The sequence below is a fragment of the Prauserella marina genome (assembly GCF_002240355.1).
In the GTDB taxonomy this organism is placed as follows: Bacteria; Actinomycetota; Actinomycetes; order Mycobacteriales; family Pseudonocardiaceae; genus Prauserella_A; species Prauserella_A marina.
This window is the reverse complement of sequence record NZ_CP016353.1, coordinates 4,034,998-4,051,341: the sequence shown is the minus strand read 5'-3', so window position 1 is coordinate 4,051,341 and position 16,344 is coordinate 4,034,998. Positions and strand designations below refer to the sequence as shown.

Sequence of the window (16,344 nt, the reverse complement as noted above, 5' to 3'; positions counted from 1 at the left end):
CCTTATGGCCGCGGTGCCGCTATCGTCTACGGCGTGACGAGCGCACGCAAGATCCATCGCGGTGACCCCGAGCGCGCGGGCTGTCCCGTCGGCAAGGGGGAGGACGGCGTCTGGCGGGTTTCCGGCTATACCGCGGGCCGCGCCGTACTGCGCAGCGCCGACACCGTGCAGGCTGGGCTCGGGATCGAGAGCGTGGAGAAGCTTCCCGCTCGGATCCGCAGGCCCGTGCTGTACCGGGACGGCAAGGAACACCGCGAGCACCGGCGGCAGACGGCGCGGTACTTCACTCCGCGCAGGGTCGACGAGCGCTACCGCTCGGTGATGATCGATGTCGCGGAGGGACAGCTCGCGACGCTGCGCGCGCGGGGAAGGGCCGAACTGGCCGATTTGAGCTTCCACCTCGCCATCGAGGTCGCCTGCGCGGTCATCGGGCTCACCGACAGCAAACCGGGAATCAAGGACCGGCTCGAAAGCTTCTTTCCCGAGAAAATCGGCAAACCGGGCCTCACCAGTCCGCACGGGCTGTACTGGCTGGTGCGGCACAACGCGAACTGGCTGCGTTTCTACCTGGCCGACGTCCGCCCCGCGGTGAAGCGGCGGCGGAAGCGGCGCCGCGACGACCTGCTCTCCCACCTGATCGACGAGGGCTGCAACGCGGGGGAGTTGCTCGGCGAATGTCTCACGTTCGCGGCGGCGGGGATGATCACCACCCGCGAGTTCGTCAACGTCGCGGCGTGGCACCTGTTCACCGACGACGCGCTCGCCGCGCGCTACCGGGAGGCCGACGAAGCGGGGCGGATCGAGATCCTGCACGAGATCCTGCGACTGGAGCCGGTCGTCGCGAGTCTGCGCAGGCGCACGACGGCACCGCTGCCGGTTCCCGTCAACGGCGCTGATGGCCCCGACGGTGGCGATGTGGTCATCGTGCCCGAGGGGGAACTGATCGACGTCGAGGTGAGTCTCGCCAATCTCGACGAGGCCGCCGTCGGGGCAGATCCACTCGCGATGTGCCCGGGAAGGCCACTGGGACCGGGTGCCCCCGCCATGGGACTGTCGTTCGGCGACGGGGCGCACAAATGTCCCGGTTCCTCCATCGCCATTCTCGAAACCGACGTCTTTCTCAGCAGGCTGATGGCCATTCCAGGGGTGCGGATGGTCGCACCGCCCCGGGTCTCCATCGCGGAGGCGATCGGCGGCTACGAACTGCGTGGCCTCGTCGTCGAGACAGGCTGAAGTCACCCGCTGCCCTCCATGGCGCGAGGTGCGGTTCGCTGCTCACCAGTGGTTCCCACGAAGTGAGAAAGTGAGGCCGCGCTTGTTGGTCGGCGTCGATTCTTGCCAAGCTCACCGGCACCGCATCGGCCGCGGTGATTCCGGCGAGAGGGGAAGCGGCATGGCGCACCAGGGCGACGTCGAGGAACCAGGGCTGAGCGCGCGGCGGGCGATGCATTCGCGGCGGGCCGCGTTGCGCATCGCGGCCGGAACCGGTGTCGCCGCGCTGGCGGCGCCCACCGTGGCAAGGGCGGCGACGGCGGGGCAGCCGCCCGGCGGCCCGATCGTGAAACCGTTGCCGCCGGAGTTGTTCATCGTCCACGGGAGCAACGCCGAGACGCGGTGGTCGGCCCTGCGCCATGTCGGGAACATCGTGCCCGCCGACCGGTTCTTCGTTCGCAACCACACCAGGACGCCGCGCATCGATCCCGGCGCGTGGCGGTTGCGGCTCTTCGGTACGGGGCTCGCCGGAGGTCCCTTCGAGCTGAGCCTCGCCCAGCTCAAGGCGCTGCCATCGGAGACGATCACCGCGCGCATCGAGTGCGCGGGCAACGGCCGCGGCTTCTTCGAAACCCAGCAGAACCAGCCCGTTCCCGGAACTCCGTGGCGGCTCGGCGCGGTCGGGGTCGCCAGGTGGCGCGGGGTGCGGTTGGCGACGGTCTTGCGCGCGGCGGGGCTGACGCGCGGGGCCGTCGACGTGATGCCGTCCGGACTCGACGATGAGTACATTGTGGATGGCGTGAACCTCGGGAGGGTCCGCCGTCCGCTGCCCGTGCGCAAGGCGCTGAACGACGTCCTGCTCGCCTACGAGATGAACGGCGAACCGCTGCCGCCCGATCACGGATTTCCCGTGCGCGTCGTCGTTCCCGACTGGATCGGCATCGCCTCCGTCAAGTGGGTCGGTGCGATCGAGGTGTCGGCGACCCCGTTGCGCTCACCCTGGAACACCCGCTACTACCGGCTCTTCGGCCCGGATTACCCGGAGGAGGGGACCCTGCTGACGCGGCAGAACACCAAGAGCGCGTTCGAACTCGATCCGCATACCGAGTTCGGCGTGGGAAGGGATCACGTGTTGCACGGCAGGTCCTGGTCGGGTACCGGGGGAGTGGCGAGGGTCGATGTCAGTGCCGACGGTGGTCGTACGTGGTCGAGGGCGATCCCCAGAGCGATCCGCGACGACGGCTGGCATCGCTGGAGTTACCGGTGGCGGCCGAGGCGCCCCGGCTCGTACACGCTGAGCGCGCGAGCGCTCGACATCGAGGGCAACGCGCAGCCGCTGACGGAGCCGTTCAACACCGAGGGATACCTGTTCGGCGCGGTCGCCGCCCTGCCAGTGGCCGCCAGCTGAGCCGAGCCGCCGCGCGAGTCCCCCGCCCAGGACGCCGAGATCCGCACTCAGACGCGCGAGATCCGCACTCAGAATGCCGAGATCCGCGCTCCGGCCCGCGAGATCCGCGGCATCCTCCTGGGCACCGCCGTCACGATGAGCACAGGGAGCGCCGTGGCCTCGCGCCTCCGGCGATCCGGTGTGGTCGGCCGGTCTGGTCAGTCGCCGCCGTTTCCTTGCGGCGCGGTAGTTCCGTTCCACCGGAAGGGGTCGTCTTCCAGGGCTGGGCGATCCCAGTGGCCGCGGTTCGCGGCGGCCTCGTAGGTGGCGTGAAGGAACTCGGCGACGGCGCGGTCGGGGTCGGGTGCGGTGCGGGCAGCCTCGTAGGGCAGCAGGAATTGCTGGTACTCGGTGCTGAAGTACGCGCCGTCGGGACCGGCAGGCTGCTCGGCGAACCCGTCGGGTTCGGGGTAGGCGTAGGAATAGAAGGCGCCTTCTTCTCCACCGCCTGGCCAGAATCCGCAGCTGGACAGTTCCCGGGAGTAGCCCTCGACCATGACCCAGTCGCCGCAGTTGGGCACTCCGCCCGGATGCGGAGGAGCTGATCGCCCGGAGAAGCGGGTGCAGGCGAGATCCATTCCGCCCCAGAAGAAGTGCACCGGGCTGACCTTGCCGACGAAGTGCGACCGGAACTCGCCGATCACCCGGTTCGCTTGCAGCAGCTGCCGCCAGAACAGCGCGGCGGCCTCGCCGTCGTAGGAGGCGTGGGTGTGGTCCTCTGCGAACGGGATCGCGGGCTCGACCTCGTTGGGGTGCGGCCGGATCGACGCCTCGATCCCGAGCTGGCCGAGCAGGTCCAGGATCCGGGTGTAGAACTCGGCGACCGGCATCGGCCGCAGCGGCAGGCTCCGGACGCCGCCATCGCTGCTGCGGATCTCAAGCTGGTGGCCGATGAAGTCGAACTCGATCTCGAAGGCCCCGGTGCGGTGCGGAATCGCCGACGTCGTCAACCCGCGTGGGCTGACATAGAGGGTCACCTGCCACCAATGGTTGAGCAGGGGAGCTTTGGCCATGCGGATCTTGCCGACGATCTGGGTCCACATATGCAGGGTCTCGCGGGTGGGGGTCCAGTCCGAGACTCGCAGGCTCGGCCAACTCGTTGTCATCGGTTCTCACATTCCTGAGGCGGTGGTCGTCGTGTCTTTCGGATGGTTCGGTCGCGATGTGGTGTTCATGTCGTCTCGGTGAGGATGTCACGGACCATGGGAATGACCTTGGATCCATAAAGCTCGACGGCCCGCAGGCGGGCGCTCGCCGACTGCGAGCCACTGGTATAGACCAGATCGAACCTGCCGACGTCGAGTGTACGGACGGTGCGGGCAATCTTATGGGCGACGGTTTCCGGGGAGCCGACGTACAGCGAGCCGTGTTCGAGATCGGCGGCGTACTCCTCCTGGCGCAACGGTGGCCAGCCGCGCTGGGCGCCGATGCGGTCGCGGATGACCTTGTAGCGGGAGTAGTGGAGTTGTCTGGCCTCGTCGTCGGTGTCGGCGATGAAGCCGGGTGAGTGCACGCCGACCGGCCACGCGGTGGTGGCGAACCGGTCGGTGGAGCGACGGTAGAGCTCGATGAGCGGGGCGAACCGTGCGGGCGGGCCGCCGATGATGGCGAGCATGAGCGGCAGGCCGTGGCGGGCGGTGCGGGTGATCGACTGCGGTGAACCGCCGACACCGACCCAGGTGGTCAGGCGGCCGGAGTCGGTCTTGGGGTACACGTCAGCGTGCTTGAGCGGGGCGCGCACGGTGCCGGTCCACGTGACCGGTTTTTCAGCGAGAAGCCGGGCGAACAGGTCGAGCTTCTCCTCGAAGAGCACTTCGTAGTCGGCGAGGTCATATCCGAACAGGGGAAACGACTCGGTGAACGAGCCGCGCCCGAGGATCACCTCGGCCCGGCCCGAGGAGATCGCGTCGAGGGTGGAGAAGCGCTGGAAGACGCGCACGGGGTCGTCGGAGCTGAGCACGGTGACGCCGGAGCCGAGGCGGATGCGGGAGGTGCGGGTGGCGATACCGGCGAGCACGGTTTCGGGGGTGGAGATCGCGTAGTCGGGCCGGTGATGCTCGCCGAGCGCGATGGCGTCGACGCCGAGTTCGTCGGCGAGGGCCGCCTCGGTGACGACCTGGCGGATCGCCTCGGCGTGGGAGACGGGGGCGCCGGAGTCGTCTTCGGGGATGTCACCGAAGGTGCCGAGGCCGAGCACGAGATCGCTCACTGGTTGCTCCTGGAGGTGGATGATCGTCGACGAGCCAGGGCCCGCGCCGCTACGCGAAGGAGGTGGCGCCGGCCGCGCCACTCCGGTTGTTGACGCATCCACATTTACGGACTTTTAGATGACGTGTCAACATCGCTGATACGCTCGGCGAATGGGTGAAACGCGCTGGCTCGACGAGCGGGAGGCGCGCGCGTGGCGCGGGTTGATCGGCGTGCAGCAGCGGCTGCTCGCGGTGCTGGAGCGTGAGCTGGTTCAGGATGTAGGGCTGTCCGGGGCGGAGTACACCCTGTTGGTGCCGCTGTCGGAGGCGCGGGGCGGCGTGTTGCGCGCGCGCGATCTCGGTCGGCTGGTCGGCTGGGAGCGCAGCCGGGTCTCCCACCAGGTCACCCGGATGGCGAAGCGGGGCCTGGTTGTCAGGGAGGAGTGCGGCGAGGACGCGCGCGGGTCGATGGTCCGGCTCACCGACACCGGCTGGTCGTCCATCGTCGCCGCCGCCCCGGCACACGTGGCCGCCGTCCGGCGGTACTTCGTCAGCGTGCTTACCGACGCCGAACTCGATGTCATCGGGCCAGCGCTCGAACGGGTCCTCGACCGGCTCCCCGGCATCGACGAATGACCGGCCCGCGAACACCGGCGACGCCACGCCACGGCGTGACGATCGGCGTTGCCACTCGTGCGCACCGGCCACAAAGCGGCGCCGGCCCCCGCCCGCGAGGACAGGAGTCGGCGCCGCCTTCTCGTTCGCGTTACCGGTTGCCCGCGAGAGCCTTCTCGTTCTCGCGCGCGGTGTCGTTCTTCTCGGTGAGCGCGGTGCCCTCGACGTCGAGCACCGGCAGCCAGCGCAGCCAGCCCGGCAGCCACCACGCGCGGTCGCCGAGCAGTGCCAGCGCGGCGGGTACGAGCACCATCCGGACCACGAAGGCGTCCACGAGGATGCCGACCGCCAGCGCGAAGGCGATGGACTTGATCGTCGCGTCGCCCGAGGGCACGAAGCCGGCGAACACCGAGAACATGATCAGCGCCGCGGCCACGACCACGGGGGCGGCCTGCCGGAAGCCCATGGTGACGGCGTCCTTGGGCGAGCGTCCGTGGTGGTATGCCTCGTGCATCCGGGACACCAGGAAGACCTGGTAGTCCATCGCGAGCCCGAACAGGATGCCGATCACGATGATCGGGGTGAGGCTGATCAGCGGTCCGGTGGAGTCGAGGTTCACCGCGTCGGCCAGCCAGCCCCACTGGAACACCGCGACCGTGGATCCGAGTGAGGCGCCGATGGTCAGCAGGAAGCCGAGCACGCCGATCAGCGGCACGAGCAGCGATCGGAATACCAGCACCAGCAGGACCAGTGCCAGGCCGACGACCACGGCCAGATAGACGGGCAGCGCCTCGTCGACGGTGCGGGACACGTCCACGCTCACCGCTGTCGAGCCGGTGACGTATGTCTGCGCGCCGTCCACAGTGGACAACTGGTCGCGCAGGTCGTTGACGAGCTGCTCGGTCTCGGCGGTCGCGGGGCCAGACTCGGGGATGACGTTGAGCAGCGCGGCGGTGTTGTCCGCGTTCGGCATCGCGGGGGTGACCAGATCGACGTCGCGGAGTCCGGAGATGGCACCGGAGGCCTGCGTGGCCTGCTGCGCGGCGTTGTCACCCTCGAACAGCACCACGAGCGGGCCATTGACGCCCTCGCCGAAGCCGTCGGCGAGCAGCTGCTCGGCCTTGGCCTGCGTCGAGCCTTCCTGGGCGACCGGTACGAGCGTGGTCTGCATGGAGGCCACCGGGATGGCGACGGCGCCCAGCGCGAACACCGACACCAGCAGCGACACCACGCGGTGCTTGGTCACACCGTTGATCCAGCCGCGGTAGAAGCCACGCTCGGCGATCTCGCCTTGTTCGGTCGCGGCCGAGCGCTGCTTGCGGGGCAGCGCCCGGTGGCCGAGGAAGCTGAGCACGGCCGGCACGAGTGTGATCGCGATCAGCACGGCGACGACGATGGTCGCCGCGGCGGCGATACCCATCTGCGTCAGGAACGGGATGCCCGCGACGGCGAGACCAGCCAGCGCGATGACCACCGTGATGCCCGCCGTGACCACGGCCGAACCGGCGGTGCCCACCGCCGTGCCGATGGCGGTGCCGACGTCGGCGCCCAGCCGCAGTTCCTGGCGATAGCGGTTGATGATGAACAGGGCGTAGTCGATGCCGACAGCGAGGCCCAGCATCGTGGCGAGGATCGGCGTCGTCGAGTTGAGCTCGGTGAAGCCGGTGACGATCGTGATGCCGAGGACACCGATGCCCACGCCGACGGCGGCGGTGAGCAGGTTCATCCCCGCGGTGATCAGCGTTCCGTACGTCAGCGCGAGCACCAGCAGCGCGATGACCACACCGATGATCTCGGCGGCGCCGCCGATCTCGGGGGCCTGCTGTGAGATGTCGCCGCCGATTTCGACCGTCAGCCCTCCGGTGCGCGCGTCGGCGGCCGCGGCCGACAGCGCGTCGCGTTCCTGCGCCGAGACCTCACCGGGACCGGCGTCGTAGGTCACCGTGCTGTAGGCGGTGGTCTGCTCCTGGTTGACGGCGGGAGCGTTCGGGTCGAGCGGGTCGGTCGCCGACGTCACGCCTGGCAACGTGTTCAGTTCGGCCACGAGTTCGCCGATCCGCCCCGCGTTCTCCGGCGTCGTCAGCGTCTGGCCCTCTGGCGCCTGCACCACCACGCGGGCGGAAGCGCCACCACCGGAGCCGAACTCCTGCTGGATCTTCTCCATCGCGGTGGTCGATTCCTGACCGGGGATGGAGAAGGAGTCGGAGGTGTTGCCTGCCAGGGTCACGGCGCCGAGAGCCGATCCGGCGAGCACCGCCAGCCACAACAGGACGACCACCAGCCTGCGCCGGTGGGCGCCCATGCCAAGTCGGTACAACAGCTTTGCCATGCGGAATCAGGCCTCCACCTGAGCGTGGTCGGTTGAAGGGAGACCCGGACTGCGGTGGCCGAGCGTGTCGAGACAGGTCGCGATGATGTGCCGCCGCCACGTGGTTTTGTCCCCCAGGTGGTTGGCGACCAGGATGAGCACGACCAGGGCGCCGAGCATGCCCGCGACCCTGGCTATCCGTTCGGGATCGCCCGATTCCGGATCGACCCCGAAGACTTCGAAGGCGAACGCGCTGGTTTCGTCGGCGGGGTCCGCCTCCTCGCTGCCGAGCGTGGTGATCGACCGCGACGCCAGCGCGACAAGGCCGGGGCGTTCCAGTGCGAAGTCGATCAGCAGTTCCACGGCGAGCCGGTCGCGATCGGGCCCGACCGGAAGCCGCAGCGCCCGGTCGAAGAGCACTTCGCCCTGTGTTTTTCCCATGTTGAGCGCGGCGTCGTAGATCGCTTCCTTGCTGGGAAAGTGGTGCAGCAGCCCGGCTTTGGAGAGGCCGACCGCGTCGGCGAGTGCCTGCAAGGAGGTGTGGGCGAAGCCCCGCTGAGCGAAGAGCCCGGCGGCGCGGTCGAGGATCCGCTCGTCCGCGTCCTGCCGGAAGGTGCGTGCCATGTTCCCGACGATACGCAGAATGCCGACCACAACGGTAGGTATACCGACCGAAATGGTCGGTGGTCTCGATCACTTTGCACCGAGCGGAATGTAAATCTTTCTATCTGCATGTAAACTCCGGACATGGTCGGAGTGAACGAGAAGACCGCGACGCGCACGAGGGTCGCCGACGCGGTCTATGAACGGTTGCGCGAGATGATCTTCACCGGCGAGCTGGCTCCCGGCGCGCGCCTGAGTGTGCCCGCGCTCGCCGAGTCGCTTGAGGTCAGCCGCAGCCCCGTGCGCGACGCGGTGCTGCGGCTCGTGCAGGAGCGGCTGGCTCGTGAGGAACCGCGCCGCGGTGCCGTCGTCGCGCGGGTCGGCACCGCCGAGCTGGCCTCCATCTACGAAATCCGCGAGGTGCTCGAAGGGCTGGCCGCGCGGCTGGCCGTCGAGAACGCGGGCCGCAAGCTGGTGCGGGCGCTGAAGGAGGCGCTCGACGAGCACGAGGCCGCGATGCGCACCGCCGACCTGGCCGCGAGCACCGAGGCCGACCTCCGGTTCCATCGCCTCATTCGCGAGGCCGCGGCCAACCCGGAGCTCGTGCGATTGCTCGACGACGTGCAGACCCAGGTGCGGCTCGCCATGCGCACCACGACGGTGACCGCGGGTCCGAGGCAGGCGATCGACGACCATCGCGCGATCCTCACCGCGATCGAGTCCGGCGACGCCACGGCGGCGGAGCAGGCCGCCCGCGCCCACATCTTCCGCCTGCGCACCGTGCTGCTCCAGCAGACCGAGACCGCCGAGTGAGCCGCATCGTCGGCGCCCGCCTCCGTGTGCTGCGGGCGCCCGTCGGAGACGGCATCGCGATGTCGTTCTCCCCGCTGCGCGACCGCTCGATCGTGCTCGTGGAGGTGACGACCGACGACGGTCTCACCGGCCGAGGCGAAAGCTGGATCAACTATCCGCCGTGGGCGGCCCACGAACGCGTCGCGACGTTGCGCGACGGTGTGTTCCCGTTGCTGCTCGGCCAGGACTCGACGCGGATCTCGGCACTGCACGAGCGGTTGTGCTCGCGGCTCGATCCGCTGGGAAGGCAATGGGGCGCGCCGGGGCCGATCCGGCAGGCCATCAGTGGTGCCGACCTCGCGCTGTGGGATCTGGCGGGGCAGCGGGCTGGTACGGCGGTGAGCGCGCTGGCCGGTGGGCGCGTCCGCGACCGGATTCCGGTCTATGCCAGCAGTCTCGGTCCCGCTGACGTCGCCGCGAAGGCACGCGAGTGCGTTGCCGGAGGGTACCCGGCGGTGAAGGTCAAACTCGGCTTCGGCCGGGCCACCGACGAGCGTAATCTCGCCGAGGCGCGCGAGGCGATCGGCAGGGACGTGGCCCTCTACGCCGACGCCAACCAGGCGTGGGACCTCGCCGACGCCGTCGCCATGGCGCCGCTGCTCGCCGACGCGGGTGTCGAGTGGATCGAGGAGCCATTGCGGGGCAACCCGCTCGGCGGGCTTGAGGAGCTGCACCGCCGCACCGGGCTGCCGATCGCGACGGGGGAAAACCTTTACGGTGTCGCCGAGTTCCGCGACTTCGCGGCCTCGCCGGCGATCGCGGTCCTGCAGCCGGACCTCGCCAAGACGGGCGGGCTCACCGAGGCGCTCACGATCTGCCAGCTCGCCGGCGCCAACGGCAAGTCCGTGCTGCCCCACCTCTACGGCGGCGCGGTGGCTTTCGCGGCGACGCTCCAGCTGGCCGCGATGTCCGGCCCGGTAGCCGGGTTCGAGTACGACGTCAGGGACAACCCGTTGCGCGACCCGCTGCTGGTCGGTCCACCCGTGCCGGAGAAGGGGCTCATCGATCTGCCGGACCTGCCGGGGCTCGGCGCGCGCCTCGACGAGATCGCGGTCGCCGCGGTGACCGACACCGAGGTCGCGACCGGGGACTGACGGGTCCTCGGAACTTCGCGGGTACAGCTGTAACTGGATATTGCATGTAACTTTGTAAAAATCTATGCTGCGGATCTATTCTGCATGTAGAACCGCCTCACTGTGGAGCGACAGCGACAATGCAACCAGACAACGACGGGTCACCCCGGCGCAGCGCCGCGTGGTTCGGCCTCGACGGCAAGCTCGGCTTCGTTCACCGGTCGAAGATGTACAACCAGGGGTATTCGGCGTCGATGTTCGACGGGCGGCCCGTGATCGGGATCTGCAACAGCTGGTCGGACCTGGCACCCTGCAACGCCCATCTGCGGCAGGTCGCCGAGGCGGTCAAGCGCGGCGTGCTGATGGCGGGCGGTGTTCCGCTGGAGTTCCCGACGATCTCGCTCGGCGAGACGCTGATGCGGCCGTCGGCGATGTTGTTCCGCAACCTCATGTCGATGGACGTGGAGGAGACGTTGCGGGCCAACCCGCTCGACGGCGTCGTGCTGCTCGGCGGCTGCGACAAGACGGTGCCCGCGCAGCTGATGGGCGCGCTCAGCGCCGACCTGCCCGCCGTGATGGTCACCGGTGGCCCGATGCTCAACGGCAAGTTCCGCGGCTGCGACGCCGGATCCGGCACGCACGTGTGGCAGTTCAGCGAAGAGGTCCGCGCCGGCCGGATGAGCAAAGAGGACTTCTCCATCGCGGAGGCGTGCCTTTCGCGCAGCGCGGGGCACTGCACCACGATGGGCACGGCCTCAACCATGGCGTGCCTGACCGAGGCGCTGGGCCTTTCACTGCCAGGCAGTGCCGCCATTCCCGCCGTGGACGCGCAACGCCACCGCATCGCCGAGCAGGCGGGCGGCCGCGTCGTGGAGATGGTGGAGGAGGGCCTGACCCCGTCGTCCATTTTGGACCGAAGGTCGTTCGAGAACGCGATCCGAGTGAACGCGGCCATCGGCGGCTCAACCAACGCCGTGGTGCATCTGCTCGCGATCGCGGGCCGCGCGGAGGTCGACCTCGCGCTCGACGACTTCGACACGCTCGCCGGGCAGATCCCGCTGCTCGTGGACCTGCTGCCCTCAGGGCGGTTCCTGATGGAGGAGTTCGCCTACGCGGGCGGCGTGCCCGCGGTGATCAAGGAACTGGGCGACCTGCTGCACACCGACGCCGCCACCGTCACCGGCCGCTGCCTCGGCGACAACTGCGCCGACGCGCGCAACTGGGGACCCGAGGTGATCCGCAGCCGCGCCGAGCCCCTGCGCGAGGCCGGTAGCCACACCGCCGTGCTGCGCGGAAACCTCGCGCCGGACGGCGCCGTGATCAAGGTGTCGGCCGCGTCCGGAGAACTGATGCGCCACAGCGGGACGGCGCTGGTCTTCGACACGATCGAGGAGTACCACGACCAGGCCGACTCGCCTGGCCTCCCTGTCGAAGCCTCGACCGTGCTCGTGGTGCGCAACGCCGGGCCGTCCGGCTACCCGGGAATGCCGGAGATCGGCAACCTGGCGATCCCGAAGAAACTGCTCGACGCGGGCGTGCGGGACATGGTCCGCATCACCGACGGCCGGATGAGCGGCACCTCCTACGGCACGGTCGTGCTCCACGTCGCGCCCGAGGCGGCGGCCGGAGGGCCGCTCGCGCTGCTGCGCACCGGCGACACCGTGACGCTCGACGTGCCGGGGCGCCGCATCGACATGGACGTGCCGGAGGACGAGCTGCGCCGCAGGGCGGCCGAACTCGCCCCCGCGGACGACACCGGTTCCGGTTACGCGTGGCTGTACCGCAAGCACGTCCGCCAGGCCGACACCGGTGCCGACTTCGACTTCCTCAAGGGCAGGCGCGGGCACGCGGTGCCCCGCAGGCATCTCTGACGAAACTCCCATACGAGAGAGGAACACGATGGCCAACGACGTCCTGAGCAGGGTGCTTGAGCACCGCGCGATGGTGATCTACAGAGGACAGTCGCGGCGGCAGTGCCTCGAACTCACCGAGCTGCTGTACGCGCAAGGAATCCGTCTTTTCGAGGTGACGCTCAACGCGGGCGAGCCGTTCGCCGCGATCTCGGCGCTGCGCGAGAAGTACGGCGACGACATGCCGGTCGGGGCGGGCACCGTGATGACCCGCGACGACGTATCCCGCGCCGCCGAAGCGGGCGCGCGCTTCATCGTCTGCCCGCATGTGGACGAGGTCGTGATCGAGCGCGCCAAGGAACTCGGCCTCGGAGTGATCCCCGGCGCGTTCACCGCCACCGAGGTCGTCCGCGCTGCCCGGCTCGGCGCCGACCTGGTCAAGGTGTTCCCGATCGCTCCGGTCGGAGCGGACTACATACGTCAGCTCAAGGGCCCGCTGCCCGAGGTGCCGATGCTTGCCACGGGCGGTGTCGGACCGGACCTGGCGCGCGAATGCCTCGACGCGGGCTGCGCGGGCGTCGGCGTCGGGGTCCAGTTGCTCGGCGACCTCGCCGACACCACCGCGCTCACCGAGCAGGCTCGCCGCCTCGTGGCCACGGCCCGCTAGCGCGACTCCGCAGCGGCGGACACCGGCAACGACGCCGAGTCGAAAGGAAGCCTTTCCATGTCAACCCAAGACGCGCCGAGGGCGGAGCTTGAGGACGCCTACCGGCTCCGGGCCGAGGACACCAGGGAAGCGCCGACGACATTGCGCGGTCGGCTGCGCTACCTGGGTCCCGGCATCATCCTGACGGCCTCGGTGGTGGGATCGGGCGAGCTGATCGTCACGACCTCGCTTGGTGCCCGCGCGGGATTCGTCCTGCTGTGGATGGTGATCGTCGGTGCGACGGTCAAGGTCTGGGTCCAGATGGAGCTGGCCCGCTGGGCGATTCTCAACGGCAAGACCGCGCTCGCCGGGTACTCCACCGTCCCGCCCAAGATCGGCCGCATGGGCTGGATCAACTGGCTCTGGATCGGACTCGATCTCGCGAAGAACTTCCAGCGTGGTGGCGTGATCGGCGGAACGGCCGCCGCGTGTTCGATCCTGTTTCCCATCGTCGGCGAGTCGCTGAGCTCAGGATCGCTGGCTGTGTGGGCGGTTGTGATCACCGCACTGACGATCGGGTTGTTGCGCAGCAACCGCTACAGCGTCGTGGAAGCGCTCACCACGTGGTCGGTCGCGATCTTCACACTCAGCACGGTCGCGATCGTGCTGGTGCTGCCGTTCACCCCGTTCTCCTACAGCGGGGGCGACTTCGCCGACGGACTGAGCTTCGCCATTCCGGCGGGCACGGTCGGCCTTGCCGTGGCCATGTTCGGCTCGACCGGTGTCGGAGCCGACGACATGACCAACTACACCTACTGGTGCCTTGAGAAGGGCTACGCGCGCTGGACCGGTCCCGACGACGGCACCGAGGAGCGGGCCAAGCGTGCCGAGGGCTGGATCAAGGTGATGCAGCTCGACGTGTTCGTGTCGTGGCTCATCTGCACGGTCACCACGTTGTCGTTCTACGTGGTGGGCGCGAGCGTGCTGCACCCGCAGGGCCTGGTGCCCGAGGGCAACGCCGTGATCACCACGGTGTCGCGGATCTACACCGACACGCTTGGCCCGTGGGCCGAGATCCTGTTCCTGTTCGGTGCCATCGTCGTGTTGTTCTCCACCAACATCGCCTCCGCGGCCGCCGTCCCCCGGCTGTGGACGAACACGCTCGGGTTGCTCGGTGTGATCGACTGGCACGACGTCACGGTTCGCGCGCGAGTGCTGAAGATCTTCACCTTCACCCTGCCCGTGCTGTGGCTGGTGATGTTCCTGTTCGTCCAGTCGCCGCTGGTGATGATGCAGATCGGCGCGATCGCGACCGGGATCTTCCTGCTTGCCGTGCTCGTCGCCGTGTGGCGCTTGCGCACGCTGGAGGTGGACGCGCGCTTCAAACGCAACCGCTGGCTCACCGCCGCGTTCGTCGTCAGCAGCATCGCGATCTTCCTGCTGGCGATCTACACGGTGTCGGAGGTGTTCGGCATCAAGGTCGCGGGCACGTAGCGTCGCGATCGGCGATCGTGACCGATCACATGACGTGCGCGTTCGCCGTTGCCTATACGGTCGGGCCTATTCATCGTCCACAGATGCCGCGTGCGAGTGCACGCTCCGAGGGAGGCTTCTCGATGACCTATCCAGACACCCAGCTCTTCATCGACGATCAGTGGCTGGATGCGGCGGAGAGCCGCACGATCGACGTGCGGAACCCGGCCAGCGGCCAGGTCATCGGCCGCGTGGCCCACGCGAGCAGGCAGGATCTCGACCGCGCCGCCGACTCGGTGCGGCGCGGCTTCGAGGTGTGGCGTGACTACACGCCCGCCCAGCGAAGCAAGATCATGCGCAAGGCAGCCGAGTTGCTGCGCGCCCGCGCCGATGAAATCGCCGCGCTGATGACGCGCGAGCAGGGCAAGCCGCTGGTGGAGGCCAAGGGCGAAATTCTCGCGGGCGCCGACATCATCGACTGGTTCGCCGAGGAGGGCTTCCGGGTCTACGGCCGCACCGTCCCGCACCGCGCGAACCCCGCGATCCAGCAGCTGGTCGTCAAGGACCCGGTGGGCCCGGTCGCGGCCTTCACGCCGTGGAACTTCCCGATCAACCAGGTGGTGCGCAAGCTCGGAGCGGGTCTGGCCTCGGGCTGCTCGATGGTCGTCAAGGCACCGGAGGAGACTCCGGCCAGCCCGGCGGCGCTCGTGCGCGCCTTCCAGGACGCCGGTCTGCCCGCCGGGGTGCTCGCGCTGGTGTACGGCGATCCGGCCGAGATCTCGGAGTACCTGATCGCCCACCCGGCGATCCGCAAGATCACCTTCACCGGTTCGACCGCGGTCGGCAAGCAGCTCGCGGCGCTGGCAGGCAGGCAGATGAAGCGCGTGTCGATGGAGCTGGGCGGGCACGCGCCGGTCATCGTGTGCGAGGACGCCGATGTCGAGCTCGCCGTCAAGGCGATGTCGAGGGCGAAGTTCCGCAACGCGGGCCAGGTCTGCATCTCGCCGACGCGATTCCTCGTGCACGACTCCGTGCGCCAGGAGTTCTCCAAGGCGCTCGCGGAGTTCGCGACCGGCCTCAACGTCGGCGACGGGCTGGCGGAGGGCACCGAGATGGGCCCGCTGGCCAACTCCCGGCGTATCGACGCGATGTCGGCCCTGTATGCCGATGCCGTCGAGCGCGGCGCGACGGTGCTCTCGGGCGGCGAGCGCATCGGCGACGCCGGTAATTTCTGGGCTCCCACCGTGCTCGACGACGTGCCGGCCGAGGCCAAGCTGTTCAACGAGGAGCCCTTCGGCCCGGTCGCGGCGATCCGCGGCTTCCAGGACCTGGGTGACGCGATCGCCGAAGCCAACCGGCTCTCCTACGGCCTGGCCGGGTACGCCTTCACCAGGTCGCTGGCCACGGCCGACCAGCTGACCCGCAAGGTCGAGGTCGGCATGCTGTGGGTGAACATGCCGGCCATGCCCTCGGCCGAGCTGCCGTTCGGTGGTGTGAAGGACTCGGGCTACGGCACCGAGGGCGGCCCCGAGGCGATGGAGGCATACCTGAACACGCGCTCGGTCGCCATCGCGCACTGAGTCAGGCGGCGGCTCCGCGCCGGTCCGGCGAGACCGGCGCGGGGGCGCATGACAGGCTGGAAGGGAAGAGAACCGGGAAATCCGGAAGCCGGAACCTGACTGTGCGGCTGGCGCGACAATGTCCGGCTCTTCGGGGTCGAGGGTGTAGTCGTGGTCTGCACCCGCCGGTCCGGCGAAGAACTGCGCCAACCGCGACGACACCCCAATTTCTGGCAGTAGGTCACCTGGCGAGGGTGCCGCGATCACGGCCGATGGCGGAAGCTGACACGCATCAGCCGACTGTCCGCCCAGTCCTCAAGCCGAGTCGGCCGGATGGTGCCGGGGTCGTGGGGCTGATTGAGATCCGCGACGATCTCCGCCAGCACGGTCTGACGTTCGGATGGGTCGGTGACCGGCGTGGCCCGCGCGGGCAGATCCGCGCGGATCCCGTTCTTGAGGTGGAAGGTGAAGCCGGGGAACATCGGTCAGAAACTCTCCTCGGCGCGCCGGACATCGA

General features: G+C 69.1%; 14 protein-coding genes. 9 read left to right on the top strand and 5 right to left on the bottom strand.

Translation table 11 applies throughout. The features are described from left to right. Positions 1 to 33 precede the first annotated feature (33 nt). Together BAY61_RS18995 and BAY61_RS18990 are read left to right on the top strand one after the other, a co-directional pair. On the top strand, positions 34 to 1,233 hold the full coding sequence (locus tag BAY61_RS18995; protein WP_091808383.1) for a cytochrome P450: 1,200 nt from the start codon (positions 34 to 36) through the stop codon (positions 1,231 to 1,233). Between the two features lie 160 nt (positions 1,234 to 1,393). Then, entirely contained in the window at positions 1,394 to 2,620 is a 1,227-nt protein-coding gene (locus tag BAY61_RS18990) for a sulfite oxidase (protein WP_091808386.1), read from the top strand. Between the two features lie 197 nt (positions 2,621 to 2,817). On the opposite strand, the gene BAY61_RS18985 is transcribed toward BAY61_RS18990, so the two are convergent. Continuing rightward, positions 2,818 to 3,765 carry a DUF5996 family protein gene (locus tag BAY61_RS18985; protein ID WP_091808387.1) on the bottom strand — a complete coding sequence of 316 codons (948 nt, stop codon included), beginning with the start codon at positions 3,763 to 3,765 and terminating at the stop codon, positions 2,818 to 2,820. Positions 3,766 to 3,830: 65 nt separating this feature from the next. Then, the gene (locus BAY61_RS18980) at positions 3,831 to 4,868 is read right to left on the bottom strand and encodes an LLM class flavin-dependent oxidoreductase (RefSeq protein WP_091808389.1); all 1,038 of its coding nucleotides are present in this window, start codon (positions 4,866 to 4,868) and stop codon (positions 3,831 to 3,833) included. A 151-nt stretch (positions 4,869 to 5,019) separates the two neighbouring features. Here BAY61_RS18980 and BAY61_RS18975 point away from each other — a divergent pair, with 151 nt between their 5' ends. Then, positions 5,020 to 5,484 (top strand): MarR family winged helix-turn-helix transcriptional regulator, encoded by a 465-nt coding sequence (locus tag BAY61_RS18975; RefSeq protein WP_091808391.1) that lies wholly within the window; start codon positions 5,020 to 5,022, stop codon positions 5,482 to 5,484. A gap of 130 nt (positions 5,485 to 5,614) precedes the next feature. Here the strand turns inward: BAY61_RS18975 and BAY61_RS18970 are convergent, their stop codons facing one another. Both BAY61_RS18970 and BAY61_RS18965 read right to left on the bottom strand, forming a co-directional pair. Next, on the bottom strand, positions 5,615 to 7,792 hold the full coding sequence (locus tag BAY61_RS18970; protein WP_091808393.1) for an MMPL family transporter: 2,178 nt from the start codon (positions 7,790 to 7,792) through the stop codon (positions 5,615 to 5,617). Positions 7,793 to 7,798: 6 nt separating this feature from the next. Further along, the gene (locus BAY61_RS18965; protein ID WP_091808554.1) at positions 7,799 to 8,395 is read right to left on the bottom strand and encodes a TetR/AcrR family transcriptional regulator; all 597 of its coding nucleotides are present in this window, start codon (positions 8,393 to 8,395) and stop codon (positions 7,799 to 7,801) included. A 123-nt stretch (positions 8,396 to 8,518) separates the two neighbouring features. Between BAY61_RS18965 and BAY61_RS18960 the strand changes: the two genes are divergently transcribed. From BAY61_RS18960 to BAY61_RS18935, 6 genes are all read left to right on the top strand, one after another. Further along, a complete protein-coding gene (locus BAY61_RS18960; RefSeq protein WP_091808395.1) occupies positions 8,519 to 9,187 on the top strand; it encodes a GntR family transcriptional regulator in 669 nt (222 codons plus the stop codon). Continuing rightward, positions 9,184 to 10,320, top strand: coding sequence for a mandelate racemase/muconate lactonizing enzyme family protein (locus BAY61_RS18955; protein WP_091808397.1), 1,137 nt, complete (start codon positions 9,184 to 9,186; stop codon positions 10,318 to 10,320). Before BAY61_RS18960 ends, BAY61_RS18955 begins: the two co-directional genes overlap by 4 nt. Positions 10,321 to 10,439: 119 nt before the next feature. Further along, a complete protein-coding gene (locus tag BAY61_RS18950; RefSeq protein WP_091808399.1) occupies positions 10,440 to 12,170 on the top strand; it encodes an IlvD/Edd family dehydratase in 1,731 nt (576 codons plus the stop codon). Between the two features lie 28 nt (positions 12,171 to 12,198). After that, entirely contained in the window at positions 12,199 to 12,816 is a 618-nt protein-coding gene (locus BAY61_RS18945) for a bifunctional 4-hydroxy-2-oxoglutarate aldolase/2-dehydro-3-deoxy-phosphogluconate aldolase (RefSeq protein WP_091808402.1), read from the top strand. A 57-nt stretch (positions 12,817 to 12,873) separates the two neighbouring features. Further along, positions 12,874 to 14,289 carry an Nramp family divalent metal transporter gene (locus BAY61_RS18940; protein WP_091808404.1) on the top strand — a complete coding sequence of 472 codons (1,416 nt, stop codon included), beginning with the start codon at positions 12,874 to 12,876 and terminating at the stop codon, positions 14,287 to 14,289. Positions 14,290 to 14,411: 122 nt separating this feature from the next. Beyond that, positions 14,412 to 15,848 carry an NAD-dependent succinate-semialdehyde dehydrogenase gene (locus BAY61_RS18935; RefSeq protein WP_091808406.1) on the top strand — a complete coding sequence of 479 codons (1,437 nt, stop codon included), beginning with the start codon at positions 14,412 to 14,414 and terminating at the stop codon, positions 15,846 to 15,848. A 242-nt stretch (positions 15,849 to 16,090) separates the two neighbouring features. Here BAY61_RS18935 and BAY61_RS18930 read toward each other — a convergent pair whose 3' ends face one another. Further along, positions 16,091 to 16,309: a hypothetical protein gene (locus BAY61_RS18930; RefSeq protein WP_211323538.1), complete on the bottom strand. Its 219-nt coding sequence runs from the start codon at positions 16,307 to 16,309 to the stop codon at positions 16,091 to 16,093. Between the last annotated feature and the right edge of the window lie 35 nt (positions 16,310 to 16,344).